The 14,905-nt window shown below is 61.9% G+C and carries 19 protein-coding genes; 10 read left to right on the plus strand and 9 right to left on the minus strand.

What is annotated here, in order from left to right:
* The first annotated feature begins 334 nt into the window (after nucleotides 1-334).
* Entirely contained in the window at nucleotides 335-895 is a 561-nt protein-coding gene (locus AC5XE7_RS11910; protein ID WP_495366194.1) for a DJ-1/PfpI family protein, read from the plus strand.
* Between the two features lie 44 nt (nucleotides 896-939).
* A complete protein-coding gene (locus AC5XE7_RS11915) occupies nucleotides 940-1,302 on the plus strand; it encodes a ribbon-helix-helix domain-containing protein (protein WP_183829189.1) in 363 nt (120 codons plus the stop codon).
* A 23-nt stretch (nucleotides 1,303-1,325) separates the two neighbouring features.
* Here AC5XE7_RS11915 and AC5XE7_RS11920 read toward each other — a convergent pair whose 3' ends face one another.
* The 4 genes from AC5XE7_RS11920 to AC5XE7_RS11935 form a co-directional block, all read right to left on the minus strand.
* Entirely contained in the window at nucleotides 1,326-2,360 is a 1,035-nt protein-coding gene (locus tag AC5XE7_RS11920; protein WP_495366195.1) for a glycoside hydrolase family 25 protein, read from the minus strand.
* A 205-nt stretch (nucleotides 2,361-2,565) separates the two neighbouring features.
* Nucleotides 2,566-2,760, minus strand: coding sequence for a hypothetical protein (locus AC5XE7_RS11925; protein ID WP_280200306.1), 195 nt, complete (start codon nucleotides 2,758-2,760; stop codon nucleotides 2,566-2,568).
* A gap of 137 nt (nucleotides 2,761-2,897) precedes the next feature.
* Complete coding sequence (locus tag AC5XE7_RS11930; RefSeq protein ID WP_495366196.1) at nucleotides 2,898-3,146, minus strand: ParB N-terminal domain-containing protein; 249 nt, start codon at nucleotides 3,144-3,146, stop codon at nucleotides 2,898-2,900.
* 91 nt (nucleotides 3,147-3,237) lie between these two features.
* Complete coding sequence (locus tag AC5XE7_RS11935) at nucleotides 3,238-3,696, minus strand: hypothetical protein (protein ID WP_495366197.1); 459 nt, start codon at nucleotides 3,694-3,696, stop codon at nucleotides 3,238-3,240.
* A gap of 202 nt (nucleotides 3,697-3,898) precedes the next feature.
* On the opposite strand from AC5XE7_RS11935, the gene AC5XE7_RS11940 reads away from it, so the two are divergent.
* Nucleotides 3,899-4,063 (plus strand): hypothetical protein, encoded by a 165-nt coding sequence (locus AC5XE7_RS11940; RefSeq protein ID WP_183829173.1) that lies wholly within the window; start codon nucleotides 3,899-3,901, stop codon nucleotides 4,061-4,063.
* 204 nt (nucleotides 4,064-4,267) lie between these two features.
* Nucleotides 4,268-5,326 (plus strand): DUF1176 domain-containing protein, encoded by a 1,059-nt coding sequence (locus AC5XE7_RS11945; protein ID WP_495366198.1) that lies wholly within the window; start codon nucleotides 4,268-4,270, stop codon nucleotides 5,324-5,326.
* A gap of 9 nt (nucleotides 5,327-5,335) precedes the next feature.
* Here the strand turns inward: AC5XE7_RS11945 and AC5XE7_RS11950 are convergent, their stop codons facing one another.
* Genes AC5XE7_RS11950 through AC5XE7_RS11960 form a run of 3 tightly spaced genes read right to left on the minus strand, consistent with a single transcriptional unit; the run spans nucleotide 5,336 to nucleotide 7,815 of the window.
* Entirely contained in the window at nucleotides 5,336-6,217 is an 882-nt protein-coding gene (locus AC5XE7_RS11950) for an alpha/beta hydrolase (RefSeq protein ID WP_495366199.1), read from the minus strand.
* On the minus strand, nucleotides 6,214-7,260 hold the full coding sequence (locus tag AC5XE7_RS11955) for an XdhC family protein (RefSeq protein WP_495366200.1): 1,047 nt from the start codon (nucleotides 7,258-7,260) through the stop codon (nucleotides 6,214-6,216). The genes AC5XE7_RS11950 and AC5XE7_RS11955 overlap by 4 nt, the downstream gene beginning before the upstream one ends.
* A gap of 57 nt (nucleotides 7,261-7,317) precedes the next feature.
* On the minus strand, nucleotides 7,318-7,815 hold the full coding sequence (locus AC5XE7_RS11960; RefSeq protein ID WP_183829171.1) for a flavin reductase: 498 nt from the start codon (nucleotides 7,813-7,815) through the stop codon (nucleotides 7,318-7,320).
* 181 nt (nucleotides 7,816-7,996) lie between these two features.
* Here AC5XE7_RS11960 and AC5XE7_RS11965 point away from each other — a divergent pair, with 181 nt between their 5' ends.
* The 5 genes from AC5XE7_RS11965 to purB all read left to right on the plus strand — a co-directional run bounded on the left by AC5XE7_RS11965 (nucleotide 7,997) and on the right by purB (nucleotide 12,603).
* Nucleotides 7,997-9,055 (plus strand): branched-chain amino acid ABC transporter substrate-binding protein, encoded by a 1,059-nt coding sequence (locus AC5XE7_RS11965; protein WP_495366201.1) that lies wholly within the window; start codon nucleotides 7,997-7,999, stop codon nucleotides 9,053-9,055.
* Nucleotides 9,055-10,056, plus strand: a complete 1,002-nt coding sequence (locus AC5XE7_RS11970; protein ID WP_495366202.1) for a P1 family peptidase — start codon at nucleotides 9,055-9,057, stop codon at nucleotides 10,054-10,056. Before AC5XE7_RS11965 ends, AC5XE7_RS11970 begins: the two co-directional genes overlap by 1 nt.
* 77 nt (nucleotides 10,057-10,133) lie before the next feature.
* Entirely contained in the window at nucleotides 10,134-10,322 is a 189-nt protein-coding gene (locus AC5XE7_RS11975; RefSeq protein WP_495366203.1) for a hypothetical protein, read from the plus strand.
* Nucleotides 10,323-10,428: 106 nt separating this feature from the next.
* Nucleotides 10,429-11,154: a DUF2259 domain-containing protein gene (locus tag AC5XE7_RS11980; RefSeq protein ID WP_495366204.1), complete on the plus strand. Its 726-nt coding sequence runs from the start codon at nucleotides 10,429-10,431 to the stop codon at nucleotides 11,152-11,154.
* 141 nt (nucleotides 11,155-11,295) lie between these two features.
* Entirely contained in the window at nucleotides 11,296-12,603 is a 1,308-nt protein-coding gene (gene purB, locus AC5XE7_RS11985; RefSeq protein WP_495366205.1) for an adenylosuccinate lyase, read from the plus strand.
* 54 nt (nucleotides 12,604-12,657) lie between these two features.
* Here purB and AC5XE7_RS11990 read toward each other — a convergent pair whose 3' ends face one another.
* Nucleotides 12,658-12,948 (minus strand): putative quinol monooxygenase, encoded by a 291-nt coding sequence (locus tag AC5XE7_RS11990; RefSeq protein ID WP_495366206.1) that lies wholly within the window; start codon nucleotides 12,946-12,948, stop codon nucleotides 12,658-12,660.
* A 180-nt stretch (nucleotides 12,949-13,128) separates the two neighbouring features.
* Here AC5XE7_RS11990 and AC5XE7_RS11995 point away from each other — a divergent pair, with 180 nt between their 5' ends.
* Nucleotides 13,129-13,761 (plus strand): LysE family translocator, encoded by a 633-nt coding sequence (locus AC5XE7_RS11995; protein ID WP_495366207.1) that lies wholly within the window; start codon nucleotides 13,129-13,131, stop codon nucleotides 13,759-13,761.
* 52 nt (nucleotides 13,762-13,813) lie between these two features.
* Here the strand turns inward: AC5XE7_RS11995 and AC5XE7_RS12000 are convergent, their stop codons facing one another.
* A complete protein-coding gene (locus AC5XE7_RS12000) occupies nucleotides 13,814-14,629 on the minus strand; it encodes a VOC family protein (RefSeq protein ID WP_495366208.1) in 816 nt (271 codons plus the stop codon).
* Between the last annotated feature and the right edge of the window lie 276 nt (nucleotides 14,630-14,905).

The raw sequence follows: 14,905 nt of genomic DNA on the forward strand, positions 1-14,905 counted from the left end.
TGCTGCGCAAGTGCGCGGCCAGAACCTTCGACACCCTATGCCATGCACTCGGCGACATCTGTGGCCTCTTCGATCCAACACAATGCCGAAACTTCTTCAAAGCCGCAGGATATGAGGCCTATTAAACACGACACGCTTTAAAATGATGGAAACGGCCCGTCTTTCAGGCGGGCCGTTTTGTCATTGGAGATGGAAAAAAGCGCAGCACCTGCACCCGGACGTCAGGTTCGATTCGCCGGACGGGCCCGGCAATGGCCACCGCGTAGTATGCGGGTAACACCCGCTCCCGCTGCACCGCGCCTATCCTGCCTGCTCCATCGGCAGAGGAGGATAGATGATGGCCAGAATTCTGATGATTACCGGTGATTTCACCGAGGACTATGAAACCATGGTCCCGTTCCAGACCTTGCTGGCGACGGGACATCAGGTGGATGCCGTGTGCCCCGGCAAGAAGGCAGGCGATGCGGTCAGGACCGCGATCCATGATTTCGAGGGCGACCAGACCTATTCGGAAAAACCCGGTCATAATTTCGCACTCAACGCCACCTTCAGCGAGACCGACGCCACCGCATATGACGCGCTGGTCGTTCCGGGCGGTCGCGCGCCTGAATATCTGCGGATGAACAACGAGGTGCTCGACATGGTCCGGCACTTCTTCGATGCCGGCAAGCCGGTGGCCGCGATCTGTCACGGCGCACAGCTTCTGGCGGCGGCAGGCGTGCTCAAGGGGCGCACCTGCTCGGCCTATCCGGCCTGCGCCTATGAGGTCACGGCTTCAGGCGGCACCTTCGCCGATATTGCGGTGACAGAAGCGGTAACCGATGGCAATCTGGTAACCGCACCGGCATGGCCGGCACATCCGGCGTGGCTGAAGCAGTTTCTCGCCATCCTGTAGCCAGTGCGCGCGTGTCCTTGCGGCTCTTGAGGAGGTGGTCCGCGATGTGTGAGCTTTTCATCAAAGCTGATGCCAGCCAGTGGCAAAGCCGTACCCACAGCCTGCGCATCGATGGAGTGGCCACCTCAATCCGCATCGAGAACCATTTCTGGGACACGCTGACCGAGATCGGGCTGCGCGACGGCATGAGCGTCGCGCAACTCATCACCCGCCTGTGGCACGAAGCCATGGATGCCGATCACGACCTTGGCAATTTCACGTCATTCCTGCGCGTCTGCTGTGCGCGTTATCACGCGCTGATCGCCGCCGGCGACGTATCTGCGGACATTGGCGTGCCGATCGCCAGCCATCCGGCTGCCGATATTCTTTCGCGGGAAAACATGCGCCGCAGCCGCATCGTCAACTGACCGGCGCCGCCGCCCGGAATGGTTCAGTTCGCGTCCGCCACAAGCTGCCGCCCGCTCACCCAGTTGCGCCATTGCGCCTCGGTGCCGTTGAACACGTTGAGATCGATGTTGCCCTTGACCCCGTGCGACAGGCCGGACCCCGAATACTGCCAGAACACCCATTTGCGGCCGGGATAGACCTTGGAGGGGTGCTGGGCGACGGCACGCAGCCAGAACGGATAGTCCCGGAACGCGTCCTTCAGGTTGTCGGCGTAGAAGTCGGGGGCGGTATAGATGATCGGACGCTGGCCATAATGGCGCTCCAGCCGGTCCATGAAGACCTGCATCTTCTCGCGCACCTGTGCCGGAGACGGGCGCTTGCGGCAGCGCGATTCACCGTTCCATTCCACGTCGATAACCGGCGGCAGCGCGCCTGCAACCTTCGGCACGTTGCGGATGAACCAGTCCGCCTGCTGGCTGGCCGGGCGGCACCAGTAGAAGAAGTGATAGGCACCGCGCCGGATGCCGGCCGCAGCCGCGCCGTTCCAGTTCTTCATGAACATCGGATCAAGATGATCGCCGCCGTCGGTGGCCTTGATGAAGGCGAAATTGGCGCCCTGGCTGCGCAGCTTGGGCCAGTTGATCTCGCCCTGCCAGCGCGAGACATCGACGCCGTGCACCGCATAATGGCGCGGGGCGACCTTGCCGAAATTGATCGGCTTGGCATCGCGGAACTGCTGGGGATGAATGACCGCATCGATGGCTTTTTGCGACTTTGTCGCCGGCCGGGGCGTCGGCACCAGCGCAGCCGTCTCAAGAGACGGCATGGCGAAGCCGGAATCCGACTGGCTCTCGCTTTCGACCAGCGCTGCCAGCGCATCGGAGTTGTTGTTTTGCGCAGACGTATCTGCGATCTGAGCAGCATTTCCAACCCTGGCCGAGGGTGTCAGCGGCCGCGCTATCGAGCTGGTGGTCTCCTGCGACGGACGCGGAACAATGTCCTCTATGCCGACGCTCGACGAGCAGCCGGAGACACCAAGACCGAGAACGAGAAAAGCAAGGTAAGCTGAAGAACGCATCCGGGACCTGTACGCAAAACACATCGGCCGGCCGGCAGACTGGAGCCACTCCGGAACTCGCAGACAATTATGAAGGATGAATTACCAACAAAGTTTGAATCAAATTTTTAACTTTTGCGGGCGAACGCGAAAAGTCACCCGATTCTTTCCTGCCTTTCCGCCGCCCTTCACCCGGTGTGCCGGCTGAAGGGCGGCGGAAAGGTTTTCAGCAGCCGATGTTCTGCTCGCAGCAATCACGCGCCACCATATAGGCCGGCGGCAGCGAAGGATCTTCGATACGGGCACGCGCACGCTCCAGCATCCAGCGCAGGCCTTTCGGGTTTACCCGGTCGCGTTGCATGACAAGCTGGACCATTGGGTCGTCCAGCAACTCATCAAGCCTGCTCTGTGTCGCGCTCATATCGTGCCTCTTTATTCGGCCCCCGCCGATGGGTCATAGATAGGAACCCAATCTTGACGCGCCAATGGCACCAAGGCGACTAAGCTATGGCAAATGCGTGAAATTTTGCAGTGCCGGGGAGCTGCTGCTTCGTCGGCTTAGTGCTTTCTGGCCTGCACAAGATAAGCGTCGATGGCAGCCTCGCCCAGCCATTTGGCGGCTTCCAGCCGGTGCAAGCCTTCCACCAGAATGTACCGCTTGCCGTCATGGCGGACCTGAACAGGCGTCTTCATGCCGTTCTCGAGAATGTCTTCGGCCAGATGGCGAACCGTTTCAGGATGCAGCGTCTTGCGACGCGCAGCCGGGACGTAAATGTCGTCCACCGGCACTTTCTGGATTTTCATCATGTCGGCCTGCCCTTTTCCCCGGGCAGCGAAAAGCCACCTTCGGCAGAAGCAATGTAAGCGGCCGATGCAAGGACGGCAACGCGATACGGGCTCAGCGTCTTTTCTTCTTCAGGCCCGCTTCATCGATCAGCATGTTGGCGATCTGCATGCGGATCATGGCGCGATGGCGCAGATGCGGCGGCATTCGATCCGGATGATTCGACAGAGCGAACCGGCGGCGCACCTCGCGCAGGTTAACCGCGGGTTCGCCAAGGCCAAGCTCGGCCGCGATGCGATCCGGATCGATGGAGGGCAGTTCTTCGCGCTGGGATGGCGCTTCGCCCGCAAGTGCGGCCCGCGCCTGATCAAGGAGAGCGGAAAAATCAAGGCCGGTGTCGGCTTCGCTTTCCAGATACCGGGCAGCCAGAGCCTCATCCGAAACTTTGATTCGTCCCGAATGCAATTCTTCCACCACAGCCAGATAATCGAATGGTATGGACGGCAACGGCGCTGCCGGCTCCTCCTCGCGAGGGGGCGCAAAGAGATCGTCCAGCAAAGACGCAAAATCCATTTTGGTGCTGCTGGCTATGGCAGCCTCCCCCCGTTTCTCACGGAGGCGGATTCTATTGCCCGCCGGTTAAAAATGGATGCCTTATGTGGGAAGAACTTTAATTTGTGCCCCTGCATATCTGCCATGCGAATGCTGCACCGCACAATTGTCACAAACAAGGTATATTGAAAGCCAAGCGGGAGGACAATGCAGGAGCCCTGTCATGGGTTTTGTCACCGAACTTTTCGCGCGCCCCCGCCCTCAGGAAGAAGTGCGCTACCGCACGGCGCTCGCCCTGCTCAACGCTATGAGCAATGCCGACCGCGCCGATATAGGCATCAAACCGGCTGACTTCCCCCGAATCGCCCGCGAAATGTCACTGCGCTGACCATGGGCCGCCGCGCCGCTGCATGGCGAATCGCTGGCTCGTCCCATAAGCTTGTCCTGAGGCACCTCGCTTGTTTTTGCGGCAGCCGTTCCGGCGCTTCATGAGACGGTCAGTTGCCTTGTTTTCGCGAAATTCCGGACGGAGATTCGTGATTCGTCAGAACCGGAAGCATTCCGGCGACCTGTACAGGCAGGAGACAGCCTCATGAAAGAAATGTTGGCGCGGACCTTTGTGGCGCTTTTCAGCGGGTGCGTGATGATACCGGCCGTTTCATCACAGGCCGCAGCGCAGACGGATGCCCCCTATATCGATGATCGTTCCGATCCCGCTGCATTGATCCGTTCGCTCTACAGCGCCATCAATCGCCACGAATATGCGCGCGCATGGGACTATTTCGGCGAAACCAAGCCCGCGGCCGATTTCGAGAGCTTTGCCGGGGGCTATGAAGGCACGGTTTCGGTCGATGTCGAAACCGGCGGTGTTCTGGAGGAAGGTGCTGCCGGCAGCATTTATTACACCCTGCCTGTGGCGATCCGCGCTGAGCAGGAGGATGGCAGCCACAAGGTTTTCGCCGGCTGCTACACGCTGCGCCAGCTCAGCGCCCAGACGCAGGAGCCGCCCTTCAGGCCGCTGCATATCGAAAAGGGAGCGCTGGAGCCCAGTACATCGGATTTCGACAAGGCGCTTCCTTCAAGTTGCGAGGATGGCCAGATGGTTCCCGAGCGCGACACGCTGCTTGAGAAGGCCAGGGTCGTTTTCGCAGCAAACTATGGCGATCGTTGCGATGCCGCCCTCACCTCGGGCGATGAGGCGCAGGAGCCGTCCGCCTATACCATCCGCTACAGCACCAAAACCGACGATGCGGAAAGGCAAGCGCGGCTGTTCCGTTTCCTGTGCATGCGCGGCGCCTACAACGAGACATTCGCCTTCTTCATATCCGACGAGGACGGCGGCGTGCGCCAGCTACAGTTCTCCGAGCCGGATCTCGACATTCACTACGCCAACAACGATCCCGAAGGCGAACTGGAGGCCGTGAACGTCATCGGATACACTGTTACCGATGAGCTGGTGAATGCCGATTACGATGAAACCAGTCACATGATCGTTTCGCACGCAAAATGGCGCGGCGTTGGGGATGCTTCTTCAACGGCGACATGGCTGTTCCGCAATGGCAGGTTTGCGCTCGTCCAGTATGATGTCGATGCGTCTTATGACGGCCAGATCAATCCCGAAACTGTTCTCGACTACAATTCGGCACCGTGAACCGACGGATCATCTGGCTTCGGACAGCATCCAGTTGAGCGTTTCGCGCCAGTCCGTCATGCGGATCGGGGTTCCGTGCGTGCCCGTCTCGAAACGCACGAAGCGCGCAGGATAGGTTTTCGACTTTGCCAGAATAGCGCGGAAGAAGGCTTCCTGTTTTTCCACCGGGAACACCGGATCCCGGCTACCCTGCCCGAAGAAGACCGGAACACGCCGCTGAAAGGCGGGGCTGGACAGGAAACCGTCGTCCCACAGTGAGCCCAGCAGCAGCAGCCCGTCCACCTCAGCCCCCTCACCCTTGCCAGATGCCAGTTTCCAGCACAACGCACCGCCCATGGAGCCGCAGGCGACGAATATCCTGGCGCCCGGCGAGCGCGCCCGGTAGTGGCCGATCAGGGCCGCGATCTCGGCGGCGCCCTTGTCGCCGAAGTCAGAAAAATCAGGCGACAGGTAAAGCCCGCCATTTTGCGCCATCAGGTTCTTGATGCGATTGAAATTGCCGCCGAAGGTAAAATCGTCGACGCCCTGACGGCGGCTTCCGCCCTGCCCGTGCAGATAAAGCACGATGACGCTGGCACCCTCGGTGCGCCCCACGGCGAAATGGCGGATGGTGCCCACCTCCGTCTTCAGCGCCAGATCCTTCTGAACCTTGCGCACGCCGGTCGATACATAGGCGCCCTTCACCCTGCGCTCGGGAATCTGGTCGCGCCCGTTGATGTCGCGCATTTCCTGATAATCGACGACCAAATAGGGATCGCCGGGCTTTCCCGACAAAAGAGCGGGATAGGCGAACAGGTCATCCTTGTAGGGTTTCAGCGTTGCTGATCGGGCGCTGGCCGGAAAGGCGGCGAGCAGCAGCAGCGACAGCAGCGGAACGAAAACGCGCCTCATGCCGCGTCGTCCCGCGCCTGCAACCCACGCAGGCGGAACGACTGGATGACTTCGGCCAGTATGGCGACCGCTATCTCGGCCGGATTGGCCGCCGCGATGTTCAGGCCGATCGGAGAACTCACACGCGCCACGCTTTCCGCGCTCAGGCCCGCAGCAGCAAGCCGGGCGACACGGGCGGCGTGCGTCTTGCGGCTTCCGAGCGCGCCAACGTAGAAGCAACCGGCTTCCAGCGCGAGGCGAACCGCAACATCATCGATCTTCGGATCATGCGTGACCGCGGCAAGGGCCGTGTAACTGTCCAGCGGGACCTCCGCCCGCAATACTTCCTGTGGCCAGCGCGCATGCAATGGCACGTTCGGAAAGCGCTCGGGCGTTGCGAACGCGCTTCGCGGGTCGACGATCTCGACCGGATAGCCGGCAAGACGCGCCATGGGCACCAGAGCCTGCGTGATATGCACGGCACCGACGACAACCAGTCGCGGCTGCGGCACATAGGCATTGAGAAACAGGGTTTTGCCGTCAACCTCGACGCTGCGGGATCTTCCGGTACGGTGCGCCTGTTCGACAGCATCGCTCATCGCCGCGTCAACGGCATCGCCCTGCCGCAGCAGGCTGTTTGTGCCATCAGCCAGATCGGTCGCAACAAGCACCGCCCTGCGTGAGAGGCGGGCAGCGTTCAGCGTTTCCAGATTGCCTTGTTCCGGAGCCCCGATCTTTCGGACATGCACCCGGATGCGTCCACCACAGGACAGCCCGACCTGCCATGCCGTCTCATCGGTAACACCGAACTCAAGCAGCTTTGGGCTGCCAGCGGCAATCACGTCAAGCGCCTCGGAGACAACCGCCCCCTCGACGCAGCCTCCCGAAACGGAGCCCTGAAAATTGCCGTCTGCATCAACGACCAGATGGCTGCCGGATGGACGCGGCGCCGAGCCCCATGTCTCGATGACAGTGGCAAGCGCAACTTGCCGCCCCTGCTTCAGCCATTCCTCCGCGACGCGAAGCGGATCGTTAATTTCCTCAATGTTTTCGGGCACTCCCACGCCTTGCTTCTCCCCTTGAATCAAGCCGTTACAGTGCGGATCCGGATGTGAGGCGCACTACAGAACGTCGTACCGGCGATCGTGATAGATCAGCGGCCGCTGGGCCTCACCTATCCGCAAGCCAACCACACGCCCGAACAGGACACGATGTGTGGCGACATCCTTGGTATCGATGAGTTCACAGTCGAACACAGCCACGGCATCCTCAAGCGTCGGTGCTCCCGTTGCGATCCGGTCCCACTTCCCTGCCCTGAAACGCTCGGCCATATCGGCGATGCCGGTCTGGCCGGAGATGGAGGCCGCAAGCGCACGGTGCTGCTCGCCCAGAGTATTGAGCGCGAAGTTGCCGTTGGCCAGATAGATTTCGTTCTTGGGATTTTCCCGGTTCAGGCACACCAGAACGATCGGCGGCGTGTCGGATACCGAACAGGTCGCGGTTACCGTGGCACCTCGGAGCCCGGCCGGACCATCGGTGGTAACGATATGGACGTGTCCGGCAAATTGGGCCATCGCATCGCGATAAGCCTGTGGTCCGATATCGTTCTTCTTCAGCACCAGCGGAAATCCAGTTTGCGACAGACGGTTATATAAGGCGATCGCTCACAGGCCACAAGCAAGGCCGGCGGGCGAGACGGGCTGTTTCGTTCCTTACCCTGTGCCATGTTGCTTAAGAAGTCTGCAACCTCTACAGCAAAGCGAACACGCACGGACCCTTCAGGGATATATTTCGGCACCAATGCGCATTGCACAGGCCTTTGCAGCAGCCTTGACCGGCCTCATGCTCACCGGCGGCGCCCATGCGGAGCAGCCTGCAGCAGGGATTGTCGCTCCGCTTTCCGGTCCTTCGGAACTGCTTGGAAAGCAGATATTGACCGGCGCTACGCTTGGGGCCGGCAAACAGGCCAGCCTTACCATCGCCGACGATGCCTGCACGGCCGGGGGCGGTGCAAGCGCCGCCAGAACGCTGGTGCAGGCCGGCGTGAAGGTGGCCATCGGGTTTCTCTGCATCGAATCCATCGAGGCGGCAGCGCCAATCCTGAAGGAAGCGGGCATCCCCATCATCGCCATCGGCGTGCGCGCCGACAGCCTGACCGACCAGCGCGCCCGCAGCGGCTGGCCGGTGTTCCGCCTCGGGCCTCGCGGCGACGGGGAGCGCAACGCGGTCGCCTCGATCCTGACCAGGCTGTGGAAGGATCAGCATTTCGCCATTGTCGACGATGGCACGATCTACGGCCGTGAACTGGCGGAAACGCTGCGCGCGCAGGCTGAACAGGCCGCCCTCAAGCCGGTTTTCACGGACACGTTCCGGCCCGGCCTCGACAATCAGATCGCTCTGGTCGGACGGCTTCGCCGCGCCGGCGCCACGCATGTGTTCGTCGGCGGCGAAGCCGAGGACGTCGCGATCATGGCGCGCGATGCCGCCGGGCTGGATGCCGGCATCACTTTCGCCGGAGGCGAAGCGCTGCGCGCCGCCGTCGCAGACGTCCCGCTCGCAACCGGGACGCTGATGATCGGCCTGCCGGAATGGTCGGAAGTGGCGGAGCCGCAGGTGATTGAAGCGTTCAATGCCGCCGGCGAGCTTGCCGAGGGCTATGCCCTGCCGGCCTATGCGGCGGTGCAGATTGCCGAGCAGGCCGCCGCAAGCGGCCAACCTCTGGCGGACGCTCTGTCGCAACAGGCGTTTTCGACAGCCATCGGCCAGATCCGTTTCGATGAAAAAGGCGACCTGACCCAAAGCCCCTATCGCCTGTTCCGTTTCGACGGGCAGCGTTTCGCTGAACAGGAGGTTCCCTGATGTTCCGCACGGGTGCGCGCAACCTCATAACCGATGTCGCAGGACTTCGCGTCGGCAATGCCGCTGACCTGCGCATCAGGTCCGGCGTCACAGCCGTACTGTGCGACGAGCCGGCCGTGGCGGCGGTGCAGGTTCTGGGCGGCGCGCCCGGCACCCGCGAAACCGATCTGCTTGAGCCGCACAACACGGTCGAGGCCGTCAATGCCGTGGTGCTGGCTGGTGGTTCCGCCTTCGGGCTCGATGCCGCCTCCGGAACGCAGGCCTTTCTGCGCGAACAGGGCGTCGGCTTTGCCGTACAGGATCAGGTCGTGCCGATCGTGCCGGCCGCCATCCTGTTCGACCTCACCAATGGCGGCGACAAGAACTGGGGCCGCTATCCGCCCTATCGCGAACTCGGATATGAAGCGGCCCGCCTCGCCGCCCCGGATTTCGCCATCGGCACGCAGGGAGCCGGCACCGGCGCGATGACGGCCGGCCTGAAGGGCGGGCTGGGCTCGGCCTCGACGGTTCTCGACAATGGCATCACCGTCGGCGCACTGGTGGCGGTCAACCCGCTGGGGTCGGTGACGGTGGGACGCAGCCGCCACTTCTGGGCCGCCCCCTTCGAGATCAGCGACGAGTTCGGCGGGCTCGGCCTGCCCTCACCGATGCCGGACGATGCCCGCGAAATCCGCCTGAAATTCAGCGAAAAACCGCAGGGCACAGCGACCACGATCGCCATCATCGCCACGGATGCGGTCCTCACCAAAGCCGCCGCGAAGCGGCTGGCCATCGCTGCCCATGACGGATTTACCCGCGCGATATGGCCGAGCCACACGCCGTTCGACGGCGATCTGGTCTTCGCACTGGCAACGGGGCGCAGCGGCATCACGGTATCGCCCGAACAGGCCATCGAACTCGGCGCCGTCGCCGGCGCCACCATGGCGCGGGCCATCGCGCGTGGAGTACATGCCGCGATGCGGGTGGAAGGCGATCCGTTTCCGGTGTGGTCGGCCAGCTGAGCATCACATGCCCATGATGGCTGGACGCACGGAGGCAGCGTCTCTATCCTGATCCTAGCCATTGTTGGGAGAGCCGCATGTCTGCCCTCTATTTCGATCAGCTTGAGCGGCAAAAGACCATGAGAGGCGAGAAACTTCTCTTCGACACCAATCTGGACAGTCACAAGCCGACGGTCATCAGCGCGCCCCCCATACCCGACAACGGGAAAATCCGCATCGAACGCAACGAAGACGGGGCCACGAAAATCATCGTTTCCGATCCCTGAAAAATGATCCTGCCACGTTCGCAGCACCCATTTCTCCCATTATAAAGCCTGATTTTCCGGCGAAAGCACGGCTGATGACCGTGCTTTCATTCCACAGGAGCCTGCCTTGCGATTTGCCTCATTTTCGTCCGCTCTGATCCTTGCCGGTGTCTTTGCCACCGCCGCCCATTCTGGTGACACGGCAGAGCTGAACATTCTCGGCTTCAGCCAGAATGGAAATGTCTTCGCCTTCGAGGAATATGGGGTGCAGGACGGCTCCGGCTTCCCTTACGCCAACCGCTACTACATCGACACGGCAACCGACAGCTATGTGAAGGGCTCGCCCGTGCGTGTGCGCATCGATGACGAGAGCGCGACACTTCAGGCCGCCCGCGACAAGGCGCGCGAACAGGGCGAGGCCATCGTCAAACAGGCCGAGCTTGCGGCCAATCGCGGCTACACGGCCGGCCAGAACGCCGTCACCGAACTTTCGGCCGATCCGTCGCGCATGGCGGTCAATCCGCGCCCTGTCTTCCCGGCTATCGACAAGCCGCTGGAATTTCGTCTGGAAACCATCCCCTTCGGCGAGCTGGAACAGTGCCACGGCATGGGCGAGGCACAGGGCTTCCGCCTCATGCGCATCGACGCCACCGATGGCGGCAAGAACCAGCTCGTGCATGACGATAAGTCGATACCGCAAAGCCGTGGCTGCCCGACCGGATATTCGATCGGCGCGATCCAGACCTTCGCCAGCGAGGGCAGCGTCAGCCACTATGCCGTGCTGATTGCCGTTCAGAAGGTTGGCTTTGAGGGTCCCGACCATCGCTGGATGGCAGTCACCGGGAAGTACTGAGGATCCTGCAGATCGATTTTTACGGGAAGGCCAGGCATCTGTCCGGCCTTTTCGTCAGCGGCATTTGTCATCCCGCGTTGAGCAAAGGCGCTCACTCTGTTAGGAGGCGGACGACTTCCCTCTAGAGTTAAGGGCCTGCTGATGATCCCCCGTTATTCCCGGCCGGAAATGGTCGCCATCTGGTCTCCCGAGACCCGCTTCCGCATCTGGTTCGAGATCGAGGCCCATGCCTGCGACGCACTGGCCGAGCTTGGCGTCATCCCGAAGGAAGCAGCGAAAACGATCTGGGAAAAGGGCGGCAGCGCCACCTTCGATGTCGAGCGCATCGACGAGATCGAGCGCGTCACCAAGCATGACGTCATCGCCTTTCTCACCCATCTGGCCGAGTTCGTCGGCCCGGATTCGCGCTTCATCCACCAGGGCATGACCTCTTCGGACGTTCTCGACACCTGCCTCGCCGTGCAGCTCACCCGCGCCTCCGACCTGCTGCTGGCCGACATCGACGCCCTGCTGGAAGCTCTGAAGCGCCGCGCCTTCGAGCACAAGGACACCGTCACCATCGGCCGCAGCCATGGCATCCATGCAGAGCCGACCACCTTCGGCGTCAAGCTGGCCGAGGCCTATGCCGAGTTCAGCCGCTGCCGCGAGCGGCTGGTGCATGCGCGCGAGGACATCGCCACCTGCGCCATTTCCGGCGCGGTCGGCACCTTCGCCAACATCGATCCCTATGTGGAAGAGCATGTGGCCAAGAAGCTCGGCCTGAAGCCGGAGCCCGTGTCCACGCAGGTCATCCCGCGCGACCGCCACGCCATGTTCTTTGCCACGCTTGGCGTCATCGCTTCGTCGATCGAGCGCGTAGCCATCGAAATCCGCCACCTCCAGCGCACCGAGGTTCTGGAGGCGGAGGAATATTTCTCGCCGGGCCAGAAGGGCTCGTCGGCCATGCCGCACAAGCGCAATCCGGTTCTGACCGAGAACCTCACCGGCCTCGCCCGCATGGTGCGCTCCTACGCCTTCCCGGCCATGGAGAACGTGGCGCTCTGGCATGAGCGCGACATCTCGCACTCCTCGGTGGAGCGTATGATCGGCCCCGATGCGACCGTGACGCTCGACTTCGCGCTGGCGCGCCTCACCAGCGTGATCGACAAGCTGCTGGTCTATCCGGAGAACATGGAGCGCAACCTCAACCGCTTCCGCGGTCTGGTACATTCGCAGCGTGTGCTGCTGGCGCTGACGCAGGCGGGGGTATCGCGCGAGGATTCCTACCGTCTCGTGCAGCGCAACGCCATGAAGGTGTGGGAGCAGGGCAAGGATTTCCTTGAGGAACTGCTGGCCGACGCGGAAGTCACAGCCGCCCTTTCCGAAGCCGAAATCCGCGAGAAGTTCGACCTCGGTTATCACACCAAGCATGTCGACACGATCTTCAGGCGGGTGTTCGGCAAAAGCTGAAAGTCCCCCGATTAACCACCTGCCGATCTCCCGACTGGCAGGTGGACAAGAGTTTCAGGACGCGAACGCATCCATCAGAATGAACGTCCCTTCCCTGCGCTGGTGCTGATTGATGAGCGGCACCAGTCGCCTGAAGTGTTCGCTGCGGCAATGAGCATCGAGCGCTGCCCGATCCGGCCACTCTTCGATGAAAACGAAATGCCCGGCATCCTTCTGGTCCACAAACAGATCATAAGCGATGCAGAGCGGTTCCTGCCGCGTCTTTTCCACCAGCTCTGCATAAAGCGGTGTGACGATGCCGATTCGATCCGGCTTGATGAAGTCTTCGGCGATAACCTTGAGCATGGCGCAACTCCTTGCCCGGAAATGGAATCGGACCCGGGCTTACGCTTCATCTGACACATAGCGCGATCAGAACATGTCAGGAGGGTTGGCATCCGGGCGCAGAATGTGACGTGATCTGTTCGACTGCGGAAATATGCTGTAAGCCTGACGGCAGGCACTCTCCCACGCCGGAGTATCCCGATGCCCGATCCGAACAATCTTCTGGCCTTCGCCCTGATCGCGCTTGGCATGGTTCTCACGCCGGGGCCGAACATGGTCTATCTGGTGTCGCGCTCAATCTCTCAGGGGCGTACGGCCGGGCTCATATCGCTCGGCGGCGTTGCACTCGGCTTCGTGTTCTACATGCTGTGTGCGGCCTTCGGCATCACGGCACTGCTGATGGCTGTGCCTTACGCTTATGATGCGATCCGGTTCGCCGGAGCCGCCTATCTGCTGTGGCTTGCCTGGCAGGCTTTTCGTCCAGGCGGACGCTCTCCGTTTCAGGTGCGGGACCTGCCGAAAGACAGTCCCCGCAAGCTTTTCCTCATGGGATTCCTGACCAACCTGCTCAATCCCAAGATCGCGGTCATGTATCTGTCCTTGCTGCCGCAGTTCATCGATCCGTCAAACGGAAACCTGCTTGCGCAGGCTCTCATCCTTGGCACGACACAGATTGCCATCAGCGTCATCGTCAACGCGATGATTGCCATATCGGCCGGCACGATCGCGCTCTTTCTCGTGCGGCGCCCGTCCTTCGCCGTTCTCCAGCGCTGGGTCATGGGAACGGTCCTGGCTGCGCTTGCGGTGAGGATGGCCACCGAAGCAAGACGGTAACTTTTATCTGGCGCCGCGAGGGAAAGAACGTCGCGACGGCAGGTTATGGTATTTACGCCGCCTTGCCGGGAACGGTCCGGATCAGAGTGCCCCACGGATCTTCGCGGCTGCTCTCGGCGGAGGCTAGCGACGACCGCATCTCCACCCATGACAGGCCGCTGCGGCCGGGGTCGCGACGGCCTGCGCCGGGGCTCTGCCAGATGTTGCCGGCGATGTGGTGATGATAGCCGCCGGACGACATGAAGACGGCCTTGTCGCCATAGTGCGCCACGGTGTCGAAGCCGAACTCCTTGTGCCACCAGTTCTCCGCCTGCGACGGATCGCCGACGCGCAGATGGACATGGCCGACAACCGTATTTTCAGGCGCACCCTGCCAGCCGGCCTCGCCGGCGGGGACGGAACCGATGACGCCCTCGACATCCATGCGCGCGGTGGCCATCTCCACCTGCCCGTTCTGCCATTTCCAGCCTTCATGCGGGCGGTCGGCGTAGATTTCGATGCCATTGCCTTCCGGGTCGGTCAGGTAGAGGGCCTCGGACACGATGTGGTCTGAGGCGCCGTCGATCCTGATCTTGTCGGCTATGGCATGGTTGATCCAGCGCCCGAGATCCGCGCGTGACGGCAACAGAAAGGCCGTGTGGAAGAGGCCCGCCGAACGCGGATCGTCAGGCTTCGCGGACTTGTCGGATTCGATCACCAGCAAAGGCCGGCCAGCGGCACCCAGCGTGATCGTCTCGCCGTCACGCGACAGTTCCTGCAGGCCGACGATCGTGCGGTAATAGGCGGCCAGCGCTTCAGCATCGCGGGCGCGCAGGCCGACGCGGGAAACGCTGACCGGCGTCGTGGCGGCAAAGGGAAGTCCACTCATTGTTGTCTCCATTCGAGGCGCCTGCGCTCCGCCCGCTCCAGCCATGAAGGGCAGGACGGCGGCCGCACCGGCAAAGCTGCGTCGTGTCAGTTTCAATGGAACCTCCGGCACGATTTTTCATCCTCAATATCGTTCAACGACGTTGTTCATACAATAATGCAGATATCGAACATTTCGTTCACTTTTCCGATAACAATTATTGCTGATCGACCGGCTGCTTGTGCCAGAAGCCAGTATGCCTGACCCCGCCGCAATTCCTCATGTTAAGATGAATTC

This window comes from Aquamicrobium sp. YD-1-mutant5 (assembly GCF_059509755.1).

Bases quoted from the DNA above. Each gene is read 5' to 3' on its own strand.
- purB (WP_495366205.1), top strand. From the start codon at position 11,296: ATGATCCCCCGTTATTCCCGGCCGGAAATGGTCGCCATCTGGTCTCCC.
- AC5XE7_RS11990 (WP_495366206.1), bottom strand. From the start codon at position 12,948: ATGCTCAAGGTTATCGCCGAAGACTTCATCAAGCCGGATCGAATCGGC.
- AC5XE7_RS11925 (WP_280200306.1), bottom strand. From the start codon at position 2,760: ATGAGCGCGACACAGAGCAGGCTTGATGAGTTGCTGGACGACCCAATG.
- AC5XE7_RS11970 (WP_495366202.1), top strand. From the start codon at position 9,055: ATGTTCCGCACGGGTGCGCGCAACCTCATAACCGATGTCGCAGGACTT.
- AC5XE7_RS11995 (WP_495366207.1), top strand. From the start codon at position 13,129: ATGCCCGATCCGAACAATCTTCTGGCCTTCGCCCTGATCGCGCTTGGC.
- AC5XE7_RS11950 (WP_495366199.1), bottom strand. From the start codon at position 6,217: ATGAGGCGCGTTTTCGTTCCGCTGCTGTCGCTGCTGCTGCTCGCCGCC.
- AC5XE7_RS11920 (WP_495366195.1), bottom strand. From the start codon at position 2,360: ATGCGTTCTTCAGCTTACCTTGCTTTTCTCGTTCTCGGTCTTGGTGTC.
- AC5XE7_RS11930 (WP_495366196.1), bottom strand. From the start codon at position 3,146: ATGATGAAAATCCAGAAAGTGCCGGTGGACGACATTTACGTCCCGGCT.
- AC5XE7_RS11915 (WP_183829189.1), top strand. From the start codon at position 940: ATGTGTGAGCTTTTCATCAAAGCTGATGCCAGCCAGTGGCAAAGCCGT.
- AC5XE7_RS12000 (WP_495366208.1), bottom strand. From the start codon at position 14,629: ATGAGTGGACTTCCCTTTGCCGCCACGACGCCGGTCAGCGTTTCCCGC.
- AC5XE7_RS11910 (WP_495366194.1), top strand. From the start codon at position 335: ATGATGGCCAGAATTCTGATGATTACCGGTGATTTCACCGAGGACTAT.
- AC5XE7_RS11935 (WP_495366197.1), bottom strand. From the start codon at position 3,696: ATGGATTTTGCGTCTTTGCTGGACGATCTCTTTGCGCCCCCTCGCGAG.
- AC5XE7_RS11975 (WP_495366203.1), top strand. From the start codon at position 10,134: ATGTCTGCCCTCTATTTCGATCAGCTTGAGCGGCAAAAGACCATGAGA.
- AC5XE7_RS11940 (WP_183829173.1), top strand. From the start codon at position 3,899: ATGGGTTTTGTCACCGAACTTTTCGCGCGCCCCCGCCCTCAGGAAGAA.
- AC5XE7_RS11945 (WP_495366198.1), top strand. From the start codon at position 4,268: ATGAAAGAAATGTTGGCGCGGACCTTTGTGGCGCTTTTCAGCGGGTGC.
- AC5XE7_RS11965 (WP_495366201.1), top strand. From the start codon at position 7,997: ATGCGCATTGCACAGGCCTTTGCAGCAGCCTTGACCGGCCTCATGCTC.